We start from the raw sequence: 17758 nt of genomic DNA on the forward strand, positions 1-17758 counted from the left end.
GACTCGGAACCCGCCTCAGTAGGCGTTGTCGACCCACCAGGACTGGTAACCGGAGTTCTTCGACGGGTCGTTGCAGGGATATCCGCGCACGCCGTACTCGGACTCGTCGAGGCAGTTCCACGGGGCGTTGATGCCGTTGCGCACCACCTGGATGGTGGAGCCGTAACTGGTGGTGAAAAACTCCAGCGCCCACTTCTGGTAGCCGTTGGTGAAGCTGGGGGTGTTGCAGTCGTAGGTGCGCAGGCCGAAGTCGGCGGACCAGTCGAGGCAGCGGCCGGTGTTGACGTTCTTGAGCTGGCCGTAGCCGGAGGACCAGTTGGTGACGCGCCAGCGCTGCCAGCCACCGTCGACGCTGTTCTGGTTGCACTCGTAGGTGCGCAGACCGAAGTCGTTCGAGTCGTCGAGGCATCCGCCCGACCAGTGCGAGCCGATGATGTAGTCGTGTCCGATCTGCCAGCCGTAGGCGGTACCGCCGTCGGCGTGGGCGGCGGTGGCGCCGGTCACGCCGACGCCGCAGGCGACCGCCAGCGCGGCGGCTGCTCTTGCGAGGCGCGTTCCGAGCTTGTTGACCATGGTGCCCTCCTCTGTGAAGGCCGGGGCCCACGCCGATTGGCGCATCCGGTCGGGCCGCGAACTTACTCTTGGCAGGGACATGCCTCAAGGGGTCGGGGTGCGTGGGATGTCCTTGACGAACACGATCCCGTCGCTGCCCGCCAGGCGGGCCGGGTCGAGCGGGGCGTAGCCGAACCAGGGTGATACGCGGAGGGCGGGCGGCGTGCTGCCGAGGACGGTGGCCAGCCGCGCGGTGTCGACGACGCAGCGGTTCTCCGGGAGCGCGTACAGAAGTCCTTCGAGGGTGTCCGGGGGCGGGGCGCCCACTCCCTGGTGCCGGATCGTGCCGAGAGCCGTGGCCACGAAGGCGTATTCCTCGCCGAGTCGGGCGCTCACCAGCGCACCGGCGCTCCACCACTGCACCGGCCCGCCCCACATCTGCATCGTGCTCTTCTCCCGCTGGAGATGGGAGTTGTGGGCGTGGACGAACGCCGGGCCCCGCTCGGCGACGGCGAGGAGAGTCTGGGACATCATCAGGTCCCGCAGCGCGCACAGCCGCGTCATACGGGCCGGTGACGTGTCGGCCATCCAGTGGTGGTAGCGCAGCAGGCCGGTGGCGGTGCGCTCGTACAGGCGCGCCCGGTCCCAGTCGTTTCGCGAGCTCGTCGCGGTCAAGTGCGGTGTCTGCGCGTCCAGCAGCGCCACCAGATCGTCGGCGAGCAGCCGCAGCTGCCCGGCCTCGGCCGACTGCCCCACGGAGCGGGCCGGGTCCGTCATCGCGGCGGGCTCGGTCCACCGGTCGTCGTCGCCGAGCAGGTGGTCGAGCCTCTTCGCGGTGCAGGGGAGCAGGTCCGCGTCCAACCGGGCCGCGAGGAAGCCGTGGAGCGCGGTGAGGGCCTGCCGGGGGCTCGCGGCGTGGGTGATCTCCAGCGGGCCGTCGAAACCGGCGAAGCGGAGCCGCTCGGACGGGGGCCGGCCGTCGTGGTCGGCGCGGGCGTTGTAGGCGCGCATCCACCGCACGAGGGCGCGGTTGGCCGCCGACGTGCCCCAGCCGTGGCTGAATCCGTGCTCCATGACCTCGTCGAGGGTGCCTGTGCCCGAGGTGACGTAGTCGTTCACGACCAGGCCCCTCATGCAGTCGCTCTCGATCGCGATCGTCCGGTAGCCCTCCTGCTCGACGAGCTGCCGGAAGAGCTCGTTGCGCACGTCGAGCAGAGCGTCCTCGCCGTGGGTGGGCTCGCCCAGGGCGAGCAGCCGGGGCCGGGCCGGGAGCAGCCTCATGAGGGCGGCAGCGTCGACGGCATGGACGGCGTCCTTGATGTCAGTAGCGTCAGTAGCCATGCCTTCAACGCTATCGTTGAACCTTCGGTTGAAACTTGTGCGCGATATCGTCGATTTCATGGGGCGAAACCTTCAAAACGGCGATCGACTCAGGCCGGTTGACCTGGCGCGCGGGCACGGTTTGTCCACGCAGGCGGTCAGGAACTACGAGGCGGCCGGCATCCTTCCGGCCGCCGGCCGCACACCCCACGGCTACCGCACCTATACCTCGCTGCATGCGAGTGCCCTGCGCGCGTTTCTCGCCCTGGTGCCCGGCCACGGTCACCGCACGGCGGCGTCGATCATGCGAGCCGTGAACCGGGGCGCGGTCGACGAGGCGTTCCGGCTCATCGACGAGAGCCACGCCCAGCTTCTCGACGACCGGCGGACCCTGCGGGCCGTGGAGAGCGCCCTCCGCGACCTCGAACCCACCATGGCGCCCGGGCACGGCGCGGGGCCCGAGCTGGCCGTGGTGCCCGGGGCCGGCGGCACGTTCATCGGGCCGCTGGCAGGACAGCTCGGAATCCGGCCTGCGACGCTGCGCAAATGGGAGCGCGCCGGGCTGGTGCGCCCGCGCCGCGACCCGCGGACCGGGTACCGCGTCTACGACGAGGCCGACGTACGGGATGCCCGGCTGGCCCACCAGCTCAGGCGGGGCGGCTACTTGCTGGAGCAGATCGCCCCGCTGATCGTCCAGGTGCGGGCGGCCGGCGGGCTGGAGCCGCTGGAGGCCGCACTGCGCGACTGGCACGGCCGGCTGTCCGCCCGCGGGCGGAGGATGCTGACCGGGGCTGCAGAGCTGGAGGCGTACCTGCGCGCCGCAGGCGGCGTCAACCAGGCTGCGGTTCAGCCGACTTGAGCGGCGACCGGAACGTGGGGACGAACGGAACCCTCATGAGCGGTAGCAGCCATCCGCGTTGCCGTCCCAGGAGGGCCCTTCATCTCGTTCGCCGGGCCCCCGCCTCGCCGGCGGTCTACTGTACGGACACGCCGCGCTGCCCGCCGCAGTCGCACAAGGAGGAATCCCGTGTCATCGCCCTGCGACCCCTGCCATGCTCCCGCCGGCGACGTGGGCGCTGCGCTCATGATGATCGACTCCCGGCTCAAGGCCGTCTACGACGGCAAGACCGAGACCGACCCCGAACACGAGGCGCTGATCGACCAGTTCACCGCGTCCCTGAGCCCGCGGGGAGCCAATGACGTACTGGACGGTGCGTGCACGCTCATCTACATGTTCATGCAGTGGCTGCGGATGGCCTACGAGGACCAGGACAAGGACGTCATCGGGTACGTGGTGCCCGACCTCGTGGCCACGATGCGCATGATGCCGAGGAGCGTCCGCCCCGAAGTCATCCCCACCATGGCCGGCCTGCTCATCGCCGCGGGCACCGGCCTGAGCCCCAACCTGTGGCGCAGGCAGTACGGGTACTGGACCGGGGAGGAGATGACTCCCCTGGAGGTCACCGCATTCCTGCTCGCGGAACACATCAACCACCTCACCCGCGACCCCGACTTCGCCACGCGCATGATCGCCGACGCCCTGTCCGAGGCGGGCGAGGACTGAGGGGTACCGCATTCCCCGGGCCGCGCTTCATCGCGATTTCATCGGTATTTCAACGCCTTCCACGATGGTTCGGGAGCCACACGGAGCCACCACAGAAGGCGATCATGAACAGATCCATAAAGAGAGCCGTGAAACTCTTCACGGCCCCGGCCGTCGCCCTGACCCTCTGCGCGCCCGTCCTCGCCGCCACCCCGGCAAGTGCCGCGACGAGTGACGCCTACACCTTCACCAACCCCAACGGCACCCTCAACGCGACCGGCAACGGTGACGGAAACCAGATCTCCGTCACCCCCGACGGCACCAACTACACGAACTGGCGCCTGATCAAGCTCGGCGACCCCGGCACGTTCAACATCGCCAGCACCTCCTCCGGGAAGTGCATCTACGCCACCCAGCCCGCCGTACAGCAGTCCTGCGGCAAGGACGGCGAGCAGTGGCACTTCCGCCCCGTCGACGGCAAGCCCAACACGTTCGGCATCGTCCGCCGCGACGACCGCAGCGGCACCGAGTGGTGCATGGACAACCGGGGCGGCCTGCACCTGTGGGGAATCCTCGCCCAGCCCAACGTCTGCAACGGCAGCGCGAGCCAGGAATGGACGGTGCCCGCGGCGAAGGCGGACGAGGCGCGGAAGCTCGCCCTCGACTACTACGCCGACCTGTGCTCCAAGAAGACCTCCACCTGCTCGTGGACGCAGAAGTCCGAAGGCCAGCCCGAAGTCCTGCCCCGCCAGCCCGCATCGTCGGTCTGGTACAACGACACCGGCGCCCCGATGAAGCAGGTCTTCACCACCATCTACCACTCCGGATGGTCGCAGGCGTTCTCCGCGGGCCTGTCGACCTCCGTCGGTGTCTCCGCCCAGGTCCAGGCGATGATCTCCAGCCAGCTGACCGCCACGACGGTGTACACCTCCGACGAGACGACGATCAACGGCATCGCCGTGGACGTCCCGGCGAAGAACTACGCCTGGGTCGACTTCGCGGCCGTCGGCAAGAAGGTCACCGGCACATGGACGTTCAACACCGACAACCAGCCGTGGACCATGGACGCGACCGTCACCGTCCCCGTCGTCAACTCGACGGCCGGATCCACCATGTACGTCGCCCGCACCAGCACCGACCCGTCCGGCAGCAGCGGCAGTACGACCAGTCCTGATGTGAAGCCGCAGACCTTCGCCACGACCACGACGAAGACCTTCAGCCTTCCTGCGGGAAGCCGGGTGACGTCGTCCGACGGAACCGTCACCGCGACGGACTCCGACGGCACTGTCGCCACCATCCTCCCCACCACGCTGAAGGACACCAATGGCACGACCCACAAGGTCGGCCTGACCGTCTCCGGCAACACGGTGACCCAGACCGTCGAAGGCGTCACCGGCGACACGGTCACCGGCACCATGAGCCCCCCGGTCTTCTCGGTGAGAGCAGCAGCCGCCACGCCGGCCGCCGCGAAGAAGACCCTGATGAAGACGGCCGCCATGCTGCGGCCCGCCGCGGCCGCCGCGGCCTCCGACAAGAGGGGCCGCATGAACTGCATCGGGGACAAGATGGGCGAGGGAGCCACCGTCGGCCTCCTCGGTGCTGCCCTCGGACAGCCCGAAGCCGTCCTGGGCGGAGTCTTCGGCGGCCTCATCATCGGCCTCGCCGAATGCACCAGATGACCTGACCCACTGCACTGCCGAACACAGCGTCCCACTGCCCGTGACCGGGCGGGGGACGCTGTGTTCTTCGCGCCGGATTCACCACCCGCCCCCGGGGAATGCTCCCGGTGATGACCCGTGAACCACAACCGCAACCCCCCGGCATCGCGGTACCGGAGGACTTCTGGCGTCACCTCCCCTTCGACGTCCGGGGCGAGGCATTCCGCGCCGACCCGTACCCGTTCTACGAACTCCTGCGCGCAGAAGGGCCCGTGGCGTCCCTGGCCGACGGCGTGCTGGTCGTCACCGGATATCACGCGGCCACCGCGATCCTCGGCGACCCGAGCTTCGGGCTCGGGGCCGGCGCGCTGGAATCGCAGTCGTTCCTGCTCGTCGACCCGCCCGAGCATCGCAGGCGGCGCGCCCGGGTCGGCGGGCCGTTCAGCGCCCGGGCCGTCGAGCGGCTGCGGCCGGCGATCCGGCACCGGACGGGGGAGCTGGTGTGCGCAGCGGCCGCCCGGGGCGAGGCCGAAGCCGTGAGCGAACTCGCCCTCCCCCTCGCCCTCGAGCTCATCTGCGCCCTGGTCGGGGTGCCCATGGACGACCGGCCCCGCTGGTACGGGCCGCTGGTCGGCCTGACCGGGGGCTTCGACCCGCCCGCACTGCGCGACGAGGAGAACACCGCCCGCCTCGCCACCGCGCGGCTGGACTTCGCCCACTACCTCGGCGAGCTCGTCGAGGAACGCCGCCGGGTCCCCCGTGACGACCTGGTGAGCGCCCTCGTGGCCCCCGGCCCCGACGGCACGGCCCTGACCGGCCCGGAAATCGTCACCGCTCTGGGTCAGTTGGTGATCGCCGGCTTCGAACCCACCGTCCACCTGATGGCGAACGGGCTGCACGCCCTGCTGCGCCACCCGGCCCAGTTCGCCCGGCTGCAGGCCGACCCCTCGTGCGCGCCCGACGTGGTGGAGGAGGTCCTGCGGTACGACCCCACCGTCCAGATCATGACCCGGATCGCCCTGCGCGACACGGATGCGGTCGGCCGCCACGTCCCGGCGGGCACCGTGGTGGGCATTCTGCCCGGCGCCGCCAACCGCGACCCGGAGGTGTTCCCCGACCCCCACCGGCTCGACGTCACCCGAGCCCCGCAACACCTCGCACTGGGCCGGGGCGAGCACTTCTGCCTGGGCGCGGGACTGGTACGGGCCCAGGCGCAGGCGCTGCTCACCGACCTCGCCCGGTGCCGCCCCGCCCTCACCGGCGAACCCGTCCGGTACCGCGACACGGTCATGCTGCGCGGTGTGGAACGGCTCCCCGTGGTGCTGACCGAGCGTCCCGAGGCGGACGGCTGAGCGGGCAGTGGTCGACCGTCAACTCCCTTCCGACTTCAGTCTCCTGACGCAGCGTCGGGCCAGGTCGGTGACGGTCGCGCTGTCGAGGATCTCCACGGCGGGCAGGGCGCAGCCCAGGCGCTGGTGGATGGCGGTCATCAGCTCCGCGCCCATGAGCGAGTCGAGGCCCAGCCGGTCCAGGCGCTGATCCGCGGGTACCCGGTCGGGGGTGGTCTGCAGGATGCGGCAGAGGCTGTCGGTGAGGAGGTCCACCACGCGTGCGTGGACCTCCTCCGGCGAGGCCGTCGCCAGGTCGCGCAACAGCCCTGCGCGGTCCCGGCCGCCGGGTGCGTCCCCCTCGGGCCGTACGGCGGCGAAGCGCGGTGCGTCCAGCGTGCGCAGGACATGCCGGGCCGTGCCCCAGTCGATGCGGGCCACTGCGGCACCGTCGTCGCCGCGCCCCAGCACGGCGGCCAGGGTGTTCAGCGCCTCGCCGGGGTCCATCGGGCCGAAGCCGATCCGGCGCATGAAGCCGTCCAGGCCGTGCCGGGCGACGTAACCGACGTCGGCCACAGCACCCCAGGCGACGGCCAGACCGGGGCGGCCCGCGGCGTGGCGGGCCCGGACCAGGGCCTCCAGAGCGAGGTTGGCACCGTTGTACGCGGCCTGGTGCTGCGTCCCCACCAGGGCCGCGGCCGACGAGTACAGCAGGAACAGATCCAGGTCACGGCCGCGGGTCAGACGGTCGAGGACGGCCGCACCCCCGGCCTTCGGGCCGATCACCCTGCGCACCCGGTCGGTGGTCAGTTCCGCGAGCGGGGCGTCGTCGAGCACCATGGCGGCGTGCACCACACCGCGCAGCGGGCGGCCGGCGGCATCAACGGCCTCGAGCACAGCGGCCATTGATGCCGCATCGGCAGCGTCCGCGGCGTGCACGGTGACGTCAACGCCGCGTTCCCGCAAGGACGCCAGCAGCTCCGGTGCTTCGGGCGTGGCGGCCCCGCGCCGGCCGACCAGTGCCAGGCTCCGGGCGCCCCGATCGGCCAGCCACCGCGCGGTGGCGGCCCCGAACCCGCTCAGCCCACCGGTGATCAGGTACGTACCGTGCGGATCCGGCACGTAGGGCGGAGGCGTCACGCGCAGCGGCGGAGGTTCCTCCAGGGAGACCACCACTTTGCCCACGTGCCGGGAGTGCTGGAGCACCTCGAAGGCCTCGGCGATCCGCTCGGCGGGGTACACGTGGTGCGGCAGGGGCCGGTAGTCGCCGTCCCGCACGCGCTCGGCCACCGTCCCGAAGCACGCCGCTGCCGCCTCGGGCCGCGCCCGGACGAGCCCGGCGAGGTCGGCGGCGCTGAAGCCGACGTTGTTCAGGAACGGGCGCAGCGGCAGCGCCCCGTCGTCGTACAGGTCCCGTTTGCCGATCTCGACGAAGCGCCCGCCCGGCCGCAGCACCTCCAGACCGCGTGACATCGCTTCGCCCGACAGCGAGTTGAGGACGACGTCCACGCCGTGGCCGCCGGTGACGGCCAGGACGCGCTCGGCGAAATCCGGGGCCCGCGAATCCAGCACGTGCCGCACACCCAGCAGCCGGACCAGGTCGCGCTTGGTGGCGCTGCCCGCCGTCGCCACCACGCGGGCGCCGGCCCGTTGCGCGTACTGCAGGGCCGCCAGCCCCACGCCGCCCGCGGCACCGTGCACCAACACGGTCTCCCCGGGCGCCAGTCGGGCCAGATCGTGCAGGCAGTGGTGCACGGTGAGGAAGACCACCGGCACGGTGGCCGCCGGACAGAAGCCCATGCCGTCGGGGATGCGGCCGGCCAGGGCCGCGGGGACCGTGACATGGGAGCGCAGCGCCCCCTGCCCGAATGCCAGCACCCGGTCGCCCGGAGAGAACCCGGCGACGTGCGGGCCGACGGCGACGACCGTGCCGGCGCACTCCATGCCCAGCGTGAAGGCCCGGCCGTCGGCGTCGTATTGCTGTTCGTCGAGCGGGACGGCGCCGAGGGCCTGGAGCACGTCCCTGTAGTTGAGGGCAGCCGCGTGCACGGCGACCGTCAACTCGCCCGGTCCCGCGGCCGGTACGGGCACAGGCGACCAGTCGAGCCGGTACGAGCGGCCCGGCTCCCGCAGGCGCAGCGCGTACGAGGACGCGGCGGTCGGCCGCACCCGCTGCGCCACGTCCGCTTCCTGCCGCACGCGGGGCACGAAGCGCCCCCGGCGCGTCAGCACGATCTCGTCCTCCTCACCGGGGACGGTGAGTTCGGCGAGGAGCCGGCCGGCATCGGTGTCCGTGTCGGTGGGGGCGAGGGAGACGCGGTGCACCGCCAGGTCGGGGTATTCGTTGCCGAGGGTGCGGGCCACGCCCCAGGCACAGGCGGCGGTGGGGGCGAGCGGGTGTTCCGGGGCGGGCAGGGCGCCGGTGGGCGGCGTGACGAGCCACAGGTGCAGCCGAGTTGCCGCTTCCGTCTCCTCGGCCCGGCGCCGGGCGGCTTCCGCCACGGCGCGCAGGAACGCGGTGTGCCGCAGGGCCCGCTCGGTGTCCGGCAGGCCGTCGTCCGGACTGCCTGCCGGTGCGTCCTCGCCCAGCAGCAGCACCACGCCGGTGGCAGGCGATGCTGCGGACAGCGTCCCGGCCCAGTCCTGTTCGCGGTTCAGCGTGACGCGCCGTACGCGTGCCCCGCCCGGCCCGGACAGACGGGCCGCCACGGCCGCGGCCAGCGCATCCCGTGCCGGCTCGGCGGCCACGACCCAACTGCCGTCCCCGGCAACAGGTTCCGGAGCGGATGCCCGGGCGGTGCGGGCGGGCCGCCGGGCCAGGAGGACGGAGAACGGGACGCCGTTACCGTCGCCGTCCGGTTCTGCGAGCGGGACCGCCTGCCGGAAGCCCGTCTCCTTGAGCAGTTGCCGCCAGCCGCCGGCCGGCAGCAACGGGCCGCACGGCCGCAGCTCCCTGTCCTCCTGGTGCCAGAAGTCGGGCAACAACCCGAAGATCAGGGCCAGGCCCGCCACGTCGTGTGCCTCCACGGCCAGCAGCAGGCCGTCGTCGTCCAGCAGGCGGGCGACGTGGCCGAGCGCGGGGCGCAGCCGGCGGACGGTGTGCAGGGCGTCGTTCGCCACCACCAGGTCGTAGCCGCCCTCGGCGAAGCCCTGCTGCACCGGGTCGCGATCGAGGTCGAGCGTGGCGTACGTGACGAAGTCGTGGGCCTCGAAGCGGTTCCGGGCCCGGGGGAAGAAGGCGGACGACACGTCGGTGTAGGCGTACCGGGTGCGCTCGGGCGGCAGTTCGGGCAGCAGGTATGCCGCCGTGCCGCCCGTACCCGCACCGACTTCCAGGATGCGCAGTGGCCGGTCCACGGGCCACTGGTCCACCAGCGCGCGCACGGCGGCGCGGGCTGCACGGTTGGTGTGCGCCGCCGTCCCGCCGTCGGTGTACAGCGCTTCGAGCAAGTGCCGGTTGGCTTCGGAGAAGAGATGCTCCGCCGGGTCGCGTTCACCGCGCAGCAGGGCCGTCAGCTGCCGGCCGCACCGGCCCAACAGGGTCAGTTCCACAGCGAGTCCGGGATGATCGGAGAGCAGAGCCGCGAAGCGCTCCTCGGGCCGTCCCGTCGCCGACAGTCGCCATGCGCCGCCCACCGCGGCCACGGGCGCGACGAGGCCATGGGCATGCGCATTGTCGAGCAGCACGCCCACCAGAGGGATGTACTGCGCCATCGCCCCGGCGCGCACCAGGTCCTGCACCGTGAACGGGCGCTCCGCGCCGCCCGTGCCGTGCAGCAGGTCCCGTACCGAGCGGGCGGTGAAGTGCGCCGTCAGTTCCCGGGCCACCGTGAAGACGGCCGGTCCTCCGTCGCGGTGCCACGTCGTGGCGGCTTGCCGCAGCCGGTCCTCGCAGTGCCGTGCGAGGGTCCCGGGCGTGGGCATGTCCCAGGGCTCCCGGGCAGGGCCGGGCCGGGGCGCGGCCCGCAGCACCGTGGTGCGGACCAGTCCCGGCAGCCGGGCGTCCTCGTCGAACCGGCGGAGCCGGCACCCCTCCGCAGTGAGGCAGACCAGGCCGCCGGCGGCGAGCACGGTGGCGTCGAGCAGCACTTCGCGGTCGGAGACGGCCCGTACATGCACCAGCACATGGCCGGCGGAGGGCACCCGCCGCCAGGCGCGGATACGGTCGAAGGACACCGGCAGGAACCGGGAACCGGCGGGCGTGCGGGCCTCGAGGACGGGGGAGGCCGCCTGGAGGGCGCCGTCCAGGAGGGTGGGATGCGCTTCGTATCCGGTGGTGTCGGTACGGGCCGTGTACGTCATCAGCACGCGGGAGCCGTCGGAGCGCAGGGCGTCCATGACGCGGAAGGCCGGGCCGTAGTGCAGGCCCCGGCGGGCGGCGATCGCGTACTGCTTCGCGGGGTCGTGCTGCCGGGGGAGCGCGGCGGTGAGCGCGTCGACGTCGAGGAGCGGCGGGGTCGGCGCGTACAGCCGCCTGACGCGGGCGCGCGCATGGTCCTGCCAGGCGCCGTCGCGGCCGGTGCGGGAGGCGATGCGCACGGTGCCGTCCCGGCGGGAGAGCAGCGTCTGGATCTCCAGCCGGCGTGTGTCCGCGGCGTCGAAGGGCAGGACGAGGGCCTGCGGAATCGTCAAGTGGAGGATTTCCACGGGCTTTTCGTGCATCCGGCGCCCCGCCTCGAGGATCATGCCGGCCAGTCCGCCGGCCGGCATGACCACGGCGTCGCCGACTTTGTGGTCGGCCAGCCACGGGACCGGGCCCGGTTCGAAGGGACCGTGCCAGGCGGGTTCGGCGAGCGCCGCGCGTTCGCCCAGCAGCGGGTGATCCAGTGTGCCGTCGCCGCAGCCCCGCGTCCACAACTCCGGCGCGCCGTTCCAGTGTCGGGAGCGCTCCCAGGGATAGCCGGGCAGCGCGACCACGCGGCCGCGGCGGGGGAAGAGGACGCCGGTGTCGGCGTGGACCCCGGCGGCCAGCAGCCGGGCGAGACACGCGCGGACACCCGCCGGGCCCTGCGCGTTCCGGCGCATCATCGGTACGACGCTGCTCGCGGGCGGCTTCTGCCCGGGGCCGGGCGGGTGGCGCAGGTAGCCGGAGAGCACCGGGTGCGGGCCGGCCTCGACGAAGATGCGGCAGCCCGCCTCGCGCAGCCGCGCCGCGGCGGTGGCGAACAGCACCGGCTGCCGCAGGTTGCGCCACCAGTAGGCGGCGTCCAGTTCACCACCGGCCAGCAGTGTGCCGGTCGTGGCGGAGGCGTACCGCAGCTGTGCCTGACGGGGCTTCAGTCCGGCCAGGTCGTCCAGCAGGCCCGCGCGCAGCGGATCCATGACGCGGCTGTGGAAGGCGTAACGCATCCCCAGTTCCCTGAAGAAGACGCCCTCGGCCGTCACTCTGCGGCCCAGGTCCGCCACGGCGGCCCGGTCCCCGCTGACGGTCACGTCCCCGGCGCTGTTGACCGCGGCGATCTCCACCGCGCCCCCGTACGCCGCCAGCCACTGCCCGGCCTGTTCGGGCCCCGCGCCGAGGGCGGCCATGGCCCAGTCGCCCTCCGTCGTCGCCTGGGCCCGGGAGCGCGCGACCACGACCCGGGCCGCGGAGTCGAGATCGAGCGCCCCGGCCGTCCAGGCCGCGGCCATCTCGCCGACGCTGTGACCGACGACGCCCGCCGGCCGGATGCCGTGCGCGCGCAGAACGGACACCAGCCCCACCTGCACGGCGAAGAGCAGGGGCTGGGCCACGTCGGTGGTCCCCGGCCGCCGCTCGTCGGCGTCCGCGGTCAGCTCCCGCAGTACGGACCAGCCGAGCAGCGGGCGCAGGGCCTCGTCGGCCTCGGCCACGCCGGTGCGGAAGGAGGGCTCGGCCTCCAGCAGGTCCCGGCCCATGCCGTCCCACTGGGCCCCGTTCCCGCAGAAGGCCAGGGCGACCTGTGCCCCGTCGGCCGCCTCCGTCACCGCAGGGGCTGCATCGTCCCGGGCGTCGTCCCCGGCGTCCAGGGCTTCGAACTGCGCGGCGGCCTCGTCCGGTGCGGTGGCCAGAGCAACGGCGCGGTACTCGTGCCGGGGGCGGCGGACGCAGGCGGTGTACGCCAGGTCGTAGAACTCCTCCGGCGGGCAGTGGCGCAGGCGCTCGGCCATGCGGCCGGCGGCCGCGGCGACCGCGGCGGGGGTACGGGCGGACACCAGCACCGGCAGCCGCGTGCCGCGGTCCGGCCGGGAGGCCGGGGCGGCCTCCTGCGGCGGCTCGGCGAGGATCACGTGGGCGTTGGCGCCGCCGAAACCGAAGGAGCTCACGCCGACCACCGCCCGCCCGCAGGGCGGGAGTTGCAACGGGCCGGCCTCCACCGCCGGGGCAAGGCGCAGGCCCGCGAAGTCGATGTCCGGGTTGAGCGGGCTCGCATACAGGCTCGCCGGCACCTGCCCGTGCCGAAGGATCAGCAGCGCCTTGAGCAACCCGGCCATGCCGGACGCCGGTTCGAGGTGTCCGAGCTGGCCCTTGACGGAGCCGACCGGCAGCGGACGGTCCGCGGCGCGCCGAGCACCCAGCGCCCGGCCCACCGCCCGGCACTCCACCGGGTCGCCCACCGGGGTGCCGGTGCCGTGCATCTCCACATAGGAGAGTTCCTCCGGCCGGATGCCCGCGCTCTCGTACACCTCGCGCAGCAGGGCCTGTTGGGCATCGGCGCTGGGCTGGGCCAGACCCGGCGTGTGCCCGTCCGTGTTGACGCCGCTGCCGAGGATCACGGCCAGCACCCGGTCGCCGTCCTCCAGCGCGCGGGCCAGCGGTTTGAGGACGACCAGGCCGCCGCCCTCCGCACGGACATAGCCGTCGGCTCCGGCGGAGAAGGGGCGGCAGCGGCCGGTGGGGGAGAGCATCGACGCCTTGGCGAACCCCACGAACTCCATGGGACTCAGCAGCACATGGGCCCCGGCGGCCAGCGCCGTGCCGCAGCGCCCGGTGCGCAGGGCCTCGCAGGCGTGGTGCACCGCCACCAGCGCCGAGGAGCACGCGGTGTCGACCGCCAGGCTGGGGCCGTGCAGGTCGAGCGCGTGGGAGACGCGGTTGGCGGTGTTGGCGGTGGCGCCGCCGGTCATGGTGTAGGCGTCGAAGGAGTCCGGGTCCTGTGCCTGGAGGAAGGAGAACGCCTGGCTGGACACGCCGACGTACACGCCGGTGTCCGAACCGGCCAGGGCCCCGGGCCCGGGCGCGGCGGCGTCGACGGCCTCCACGGCCATCTCCAGGACCATGCGGTGCAGCGGGTCGATACGCGCGGCCTCACGGGGCGAGAGGCCGAAGTACCCCGCGTCGAACTGCTGAAGGCCACTCAGGAATCCGCCGCGCAGGGCGTACGCCTTGCCGGGGCGCCGCGGGTCGGGATCGGCCCAGCGGGCGGCATCGAAACGGTCGGGCGGCACGGGACCGGTGACATCCCGGCCCGCCGCCAGGAGGGACCAGTAGGCGTCGAGGGTGTCGGCCCCGCCGGGCAGCCGACAGGCCGCTCCGACGACGGCGACGGCAGCACTCGGCCCGGCTCCGGCAGGTGGAATTTCGGAAGACATGGTGACGGAGCCCCCTCGGTCGGTACTGCTGCGACGGTGCGAAGTGGCGGGACCGCAGGGCCGGGCAGCAACCCAGGAGCTCCTGCCAGCATAGGGAGCAATCCTCAACCCACGAGAGACATAAAAGAGTTCGGTTACTCCCCTGTTCGTGTGGATTGCGCATTATTCGTCCCGCCGGTGGGCAGCCCCTCCACGAGCGGGAGCGAGGGGCAGGGACGGCAGGACCGGGGGCCGTATGGAACGCAGGGAAGAAGTCCGTACGGGAAGCGGTGCACCGCTCGTCCGCGAGGTCGCCGGACGCGCGCCCGGGATCCCGTCCACCGCCTTCGTCGCACCCACCGCGGTCCTGGCCGGAAACGTCACGGTGGGGGAGCGGGCCGGCATCTGGTACCACGCCGTGCTGCGGGCCGACTTCGATGCCGTCGACGTCGGCGAGGAGGCCAACGTCCAGGACGGCGCCGTCCTCCACGCCGACCCCGGCTACCCCGTGCGCATCGGTGCTCGCGTCACCATCGGCCACAACGCCGTCCTGCACGGCTGCACCGTGGCCGACGACGTCCTCGTCGGCATGGGTGCGATCGTCCTCGACGGCAGCCGCATCGGCCCCGGTTGCCTGCTGGCGGCCGGCACCGTCGTACCGCAGGGCCGGCACATCCCCGCCCGGTCCGTCGTGGCCGGCCCCACCGCCACCGTGATCCGCACCGCGACCCCCGCCGACCTCGACCTCATCACCGCCGCCGCCCGCTCCTACCTGGGGCTGGCCCGCCTCCACCAGCCCCGGGGACGACCGCGATGACGACCGGCGCACACACCTCGCGCCACCCCCGCGCCGCCCTGGCCGTGGTGTGCGCCGCCGTCTTCATGGCCATGCTCGACAACCTCGCCGTCAACAACGCCCTCCCCAGCATCGCGGCGGAGCTCGACGCCGGCGTCAGCAAGCTGCAGTGGGTGGTCGCCGCGTACACCCTCGTCTTCGCCGCGACCCTGCTCTCCGCCAGCGTCGTCGGCGGCCGACTCGGACAGCACCGGGCGTTCGTCGCGGGCCTGCTCGGTTTCATGACCGGCTCGGCGCTCGCCTCCGCGGCCGGCGACTGGGGCCTGCTCGTGGCCGGACGCGTCGTCCAGGGACTGGGCGCGGCCGTGGTCCTGCCCGCCGGCACCGCCCTGCTGCGCCACGTCTTCACCGACGGCGCCGCACGCACCAGGGCCCTGGGGATGCGCGGCGCGGCAGGTGGCCTGGGCGTCGCCCTCGGACCGGCGATCGGCGGCCCCCTCACCAGCACGCTCGGCTGGCGCAGCGTCATGTGGATCAACCTGCCGGTCGGAGCGGCGACTCTTGCGGCCGCCGTCCGCGTGCTGCCACGACCGGCGGCCGTACCGCTGCGCTGGGACCCCGCCGGACAAGTGCTTGCCGTCTGCGGACTGGGCAGCCTCGTCTACGCGTTGGTCCAAGGACCCGTCGACAGCTGGCACACGCCGCCCGTCCTGGCCGCCCTGGCCATGGCCGCCATGGCGCTGCCCGCGTTCGTCGTCGTGGAGGCGCGCGGGCAACAGCCCATGCTGGACCTGGCGTTGTTCCGCGACAGACCGTCCGGGGCGGCGGCCGCAGCCGTCTTCACTTCCAGCGCCGGCCTGTTCGGCTCGATCTTCTTCCTCACCTTCTACCTGCAGGGCATCCTGGGCTGGTCGGCCGCCGGAGCAGGCGCGGTGTTCCTGTCGGCCTCGGCCTTCATCGCCCTGACGTCTCCGGTTGCGGCGCTGCTCACCGGCCGGTACGGGGTGCGCGTGCCGCTGAGCGCGGGCCTGGCGCTCAACACGCTGGCCCTGCTGGGGCTCAGCCGCTACGGCCGGCGTGCGGCCTACGCCGACTACGGGTGGCTGTTGCCGGTCCTCGGGGCGGGGGCCGGCCTGTTGTTCGTGCCCACCGTCATCACGATGGTCGAACGCGCCCCGGCTGCCCGTGCGGGCTCGGCCTCCGCGGTCGTCGACACTCTCCGCGAGGTCGGAGGCGCCGTCGGCGTCGCCGCACTCGGTGCCGTCCTGACCACCCGGATGCGCACCGCCCTGCGCGACCGGGCGACGGATGCCGGGTTGCCGCAGGCCGAGGCACGGCACTTGGCGGACGCGGCTGTCGACGGCGGCCCGGGCCGTGGCTTCGACGGCCGCCATCCGGCGGCTGGCTGGGTGCAGGATTCTTTCATCGACGGCCTCCATCTGGCCTTGCGCTGCGGGGCGTTGGCCATGGCGTGCACCTTGCTGGTGGCGGTGGTTCTGTTGCGGGTGCGCAAGGGCGATTAACACACCCATACGCCGGATCGGATGAATTATTTGGACGACCCCTGTCTTGAGGTTGACGGTATGGGCTGTCATGGCGCCACCACCAGCCCAGCCCTTCCGGCACACCTGAGAACGGGTACCAGCAGACCTGGAGCGGCCCGCCTGATCAGGATTGCCTGGTCCCACAGCCCAGTCCGGCAAGTGGCGTGACCAATCAGTCAAGCGTCCTGATCGGCGTGTACTCGGACTCGAACTGCGGAAAGTACGTCACGACACTCAGCGGCGGGCAAAGCTACAAGGGGACGGTCGGCAGCGTCTGGGTCAACTGACCCCCAGGATGCCGATGGACCGGACTCACGCCCCGGTCCGTCGGCATCCGCTGACGCGGCACCGGACGAGGCGGAAGAGGCCGCGCGGCAGGCGGGGCCTACACGACATTCAGCCCGAGGGCCGTGGCGATGACCGCGGCCTGTTCCAGGCTGATGGTGGCCCGACGAACGACCAGTCGCCTCCGGTCACTTGGAAAAGGGTGAAGGTCGACTGCTGGAAAAGACTTCCGACGAATTTGCAGTCGGTGAAGGACGTGTCGAAGAAAGTGCAGCGACGGAAAGTGCAGTTGGTGAACGCCGCACCCGTGTGCCGGGAGGCGTTGAAACGCACCCCGGCAAAGGTGCAGGTGTCGAAGACGGCGCCCGCGTCCACGACCTCGGTCCAGTCGGTGTCGAGAAAGGAGTACTGCCTGTACACCCGACCCGACAGGTCCTGCCCGTACCAGTCCTCATCCCGGATCACACGCTCGGGGTCGGGTATCGGGGGCCCGGCGGACACGGGGTCGATGTTCGCGCGGGCCGGTCGGATCGTCATGCCGATCATTCAACACCGCGGCCACGGGTCGCCCGGACGGGACCCCGCTGCAGCAGGAAAAGGGACGAGGATTCGATCCCGGCAAGACCGTTCCACCCCCTTCGATCACCGTCGAAACGCCTGGTGAAACGGTACTCACCAGTCCACTCTGGCGACATCAGAAGCGGTGCCGGGCCGGTCCCGGCACCATCGTCCGGCGAAGGAGACGACAGATGAAGCTCCGTGGATCACATGCCACCACGGCTGTCCGGCGCGGAACCCGGCTCGGCCTGGCGGCCGTAGCCCTGGCCGGCGCCCTCGCCTGCTCGACGGTCACCCCGGCGACGGCCGCCCCCGAGCGGATGCAGGGCTGCGGCTGGAACGAGAGCAGGAACGGTGAACGGGCCTACTACGAACACTGCGCCACGAACACCAATGTGTGGATCCAGGTCAAGAGGTTCCCCCGGCCCGACTACCACCGCTGCGTCGGCCCGGGGCGCACCAACCTGGACCTCGATGCCACCGGCGCCTGGTACGACAGCACCTACCAGGGCGGGCTCTGCTCCCACCCGGGGGACACCGGCCCCTGACCGGGCCGCGACCGCCGCGTCCGGCTGCGCGCCGCCCGGCCCCGTGAAAGGGGACGGGCGGCGCAGTGCTGCACCGCTTCGGGCCGGCCCACCGCC

At 72.5% G+C, this 17758-nt stretch carries 11 protein-coding genes; 7 read left to right on the plus strand and 4 right to left on the minus strand.

The features are described 5' to 3' along the window. Positions 1–15: 15 nt before the first annotated feature. Both HG542_RS21515 and HG542_RS21520 read right to left on the minus strand, forming a co-directional pair. Positions 16–573: an RICIN domain-containing protein gene (locus HG542_RS21515; protein ID WP_171083916.1), complete on the minus strand. Its 558-nt coding sequence runs from the start codon at positions 571–573 to the stop codon at positions 16–18. Between the two features lie 84 nt (positions 574–657). After that, positions 658–1893, minus strand: coding sequence for an erythromycin esterase family protein (locus tag HG542_RS21520; RefSeq protein ID WP_229922790.1), 1236 nt, complete (start codon positions 1891–1893; stop codon positions 658–660). A 58-nt stretch (positions 1894–1951) separates the two neighbouring features. Between HG542_RS21520 and HG542_RS21525 the strand changes: the two genes are divergently transcribed. From HG542_RS21525 to HG542_RS21540, 4 genes are all read left to right on the plus strand, one after another. After that, entirely contained in the window at positions 1952–2731 is a 780-nt protein-coding gene (locus HG542_RS21525; RefSeq protein WP_171083920.1) for a TioE family transcriptional regulator, read from the plus strand. A 168-nt stretch (positions 2732–2899) separates the two neighbouring features. Then, a complete protein-coding gene (locus HG542_RS21530) occupies positions 2900–3436 on the plus strand; it encodes a hypothetical protein (protein ID WP_171083922.1) in 537 nt (178 codons plus the stop codon). A gap of 104 nt (positions 3437–3540) precedes the next feature. Further along, positions 3541–5094 carry an RICIN domain-containing protein gene (locus tag HG542_RS21535; protein WP_171083924.1) on the plus strand — a complete coding sequence of 518 codons (1554 nt, stop codon included), beginning with the start codon at positions 3541–3543 and terminating at the stop codon, positions 5092–5094. A gap of 110 nt (positions 5095–5204) precedes the next feature. After that, positions 5205–6425 carry a cytochrome P450 gene (locus HG542_RS21540; protein ID WP_171083926.1) on the plus strand — a complete coding sequence of 407 codons (1221 nt, stop codon included), beginning with the start codon at positions 5205–5207 and terminating at the stop codon, positions 6423–6425. An 18-nt stretch (positions 6426–6443) separates the two neighbouring features. Here the strand turns inward: HG542_RS21540 and HG542_RS21545 are convergent, their stop codons facing one another. Beyond that, positions 6444–13952, minus strand: a complete 7509-nt coding sequence (locus HG542_RS21545; RefSeq protein WP_171083928.1) for a type I polyketide synthase — start codon at positions 13950–13952, stop codon at positions 6444–6446. A 235-nt stretch (positions 13953–14187) separates the two neighbouring features. On the opposite strand from HG542_RS21545, the gene HG542_RS21550 reads away from it, so the two are divergent. Continuing rightward, positions 14188–14748 (plus strand): gamma carbonic anhydrase family protein, encoded by a 561-nt coding sequence (locus HG542_RS21550; protein ID WP_171083930.1) that lies wholly within the window; start codon positions 14188–14190, stop codon positions 14746–14748. Beyond that, positions 14745–16250, plus strand: a complete 1506-nt coding sequence (locus HG542_RS21555) for an MFS transporter (protein WP_171083932.1) — start codon at positions 14745–14747, stop codon at positions 16248–16250. Before HG542_RS21550 ends, HG542_RS21555 begins: the two co-directional genes overlap by 4 nt. Positions 16251–16667: 417 nt before the next feature. Here the strand turns inward: HG542_RS21555 and HG542_RS21560 are convergent, their stop codons facing one another. Next, on the minus strand, positions 16668–17093 hold the full coding sequence (locus tag HG542_RS21560; RefSeq protein ID WP_171083934.1) for a pentapeptide repeat-containing protein: 426 nt from the start codon (positions 17091–17093) through the stop codon (positions 16668–16670). Between the two features lie 212 nt (positions 17094–17305). Here HG542_RS21560 and HG542_RS21565 point away from each other — a divergent pair, with 212 nt between their 5' ends. After that, positions 17306–17662, plus strand: a complete 357-nt coding sequence (locus HG542_RS21565; RefSeq protein WP_171083936.1) for a DUF6355 family natural product biosynthesis protein — start codon at positions 17306–17308, stop codon at positions 17660–17662. The last annotated feature ends 96 nt before the right edge of the window (positions 17663–17758 follow it).

It is taken from the genome of Streptomyces morookaense, from assembly GCF_013030945.1.
Lineage (GTDB): Bacteria > Actinomycetota > Actinomycetes > Streptomycetales > Streptomycetaceae > Streptomyces > Streptomyces morookaensis.

What these genes read in the sequence shown, in the direction of transcription:
- HG542_RS21515 (WP_171083916.1), bottom strand. Translation starts at nt 573, where the DNA reads ATGGTCAACAAGCTCGGAACGCGCCTCGCAAGAGCAGCCGCCGCGCTG.
- HG542_RS21520 (WP_229922790.1), bottom strand. Translation starts at nt 1,893, where the DNA reads ATGGCTACTGACGCTACTGACATCAAGGACGCCGTCCATGCCGTCGAC.
- HG542_RS21525 (WP_171083920.1), top strand. Translation starts at nt 1,952, where the DNA reads ATGGGGCGAAACCTTCAAAACGGCGATCGACTCAGGCCGGTTGACCTG.
- HG542_RS21535 (WP_171083924.1), top strand. Translation starts at nt 3,541, where the DNA reads ATGAACAGATCCATAAAGAGAGCCGTGAAACTCTTCACGGCCCCGGCC.
- HG542_RS21540 (WP_171083926.1), top strand. Translation starts at nt 5,205, where the DNA reads ATGACCCGTGAACCACAACCGCAACCCCCCGGCATCGCGGTACCGGAG.
- HG542_RS21545 (WP_171083928.1), bottom strand. Translation starts at nt 13,952, where the DNA reads ATGTCTTCCGAAATTCCACCTGCCGGAGCCGGGCCGAGTGCTGCCGTC.
- HG542_RS21550 (WP_171083930.1), top strand. Translation starts at nt 14,188, where the DNA reads ATGGAACGCAGGGAAGAAGTCCGTACGGGAAGCGGTGCACCGCTCGTC.
- HG542_RS21555 (WP_171083932.1), top strand. Translation starts at nt 14,745, where the DNA reads ATGACGACCGGCGCACACACCTCGCGCCACCCCCGCGCCGCCCTGGCC.
- HG542_RS21560 (WP_171083934.1), bottom strand. Translation starts at nt 17,093, where the DNA reads ATGACGATCCGACCGGCCCGCGCGAACATCGACCCCGTGTCCGCCGGG.
- HG542_RS21565 (WP_171083936.1), top strand. Translation starts at nt 17,306, where the DNA reads ATGAAGCTCCGTGGATCACATGCCACCACGGCTGTCCGGCGCGGAACC.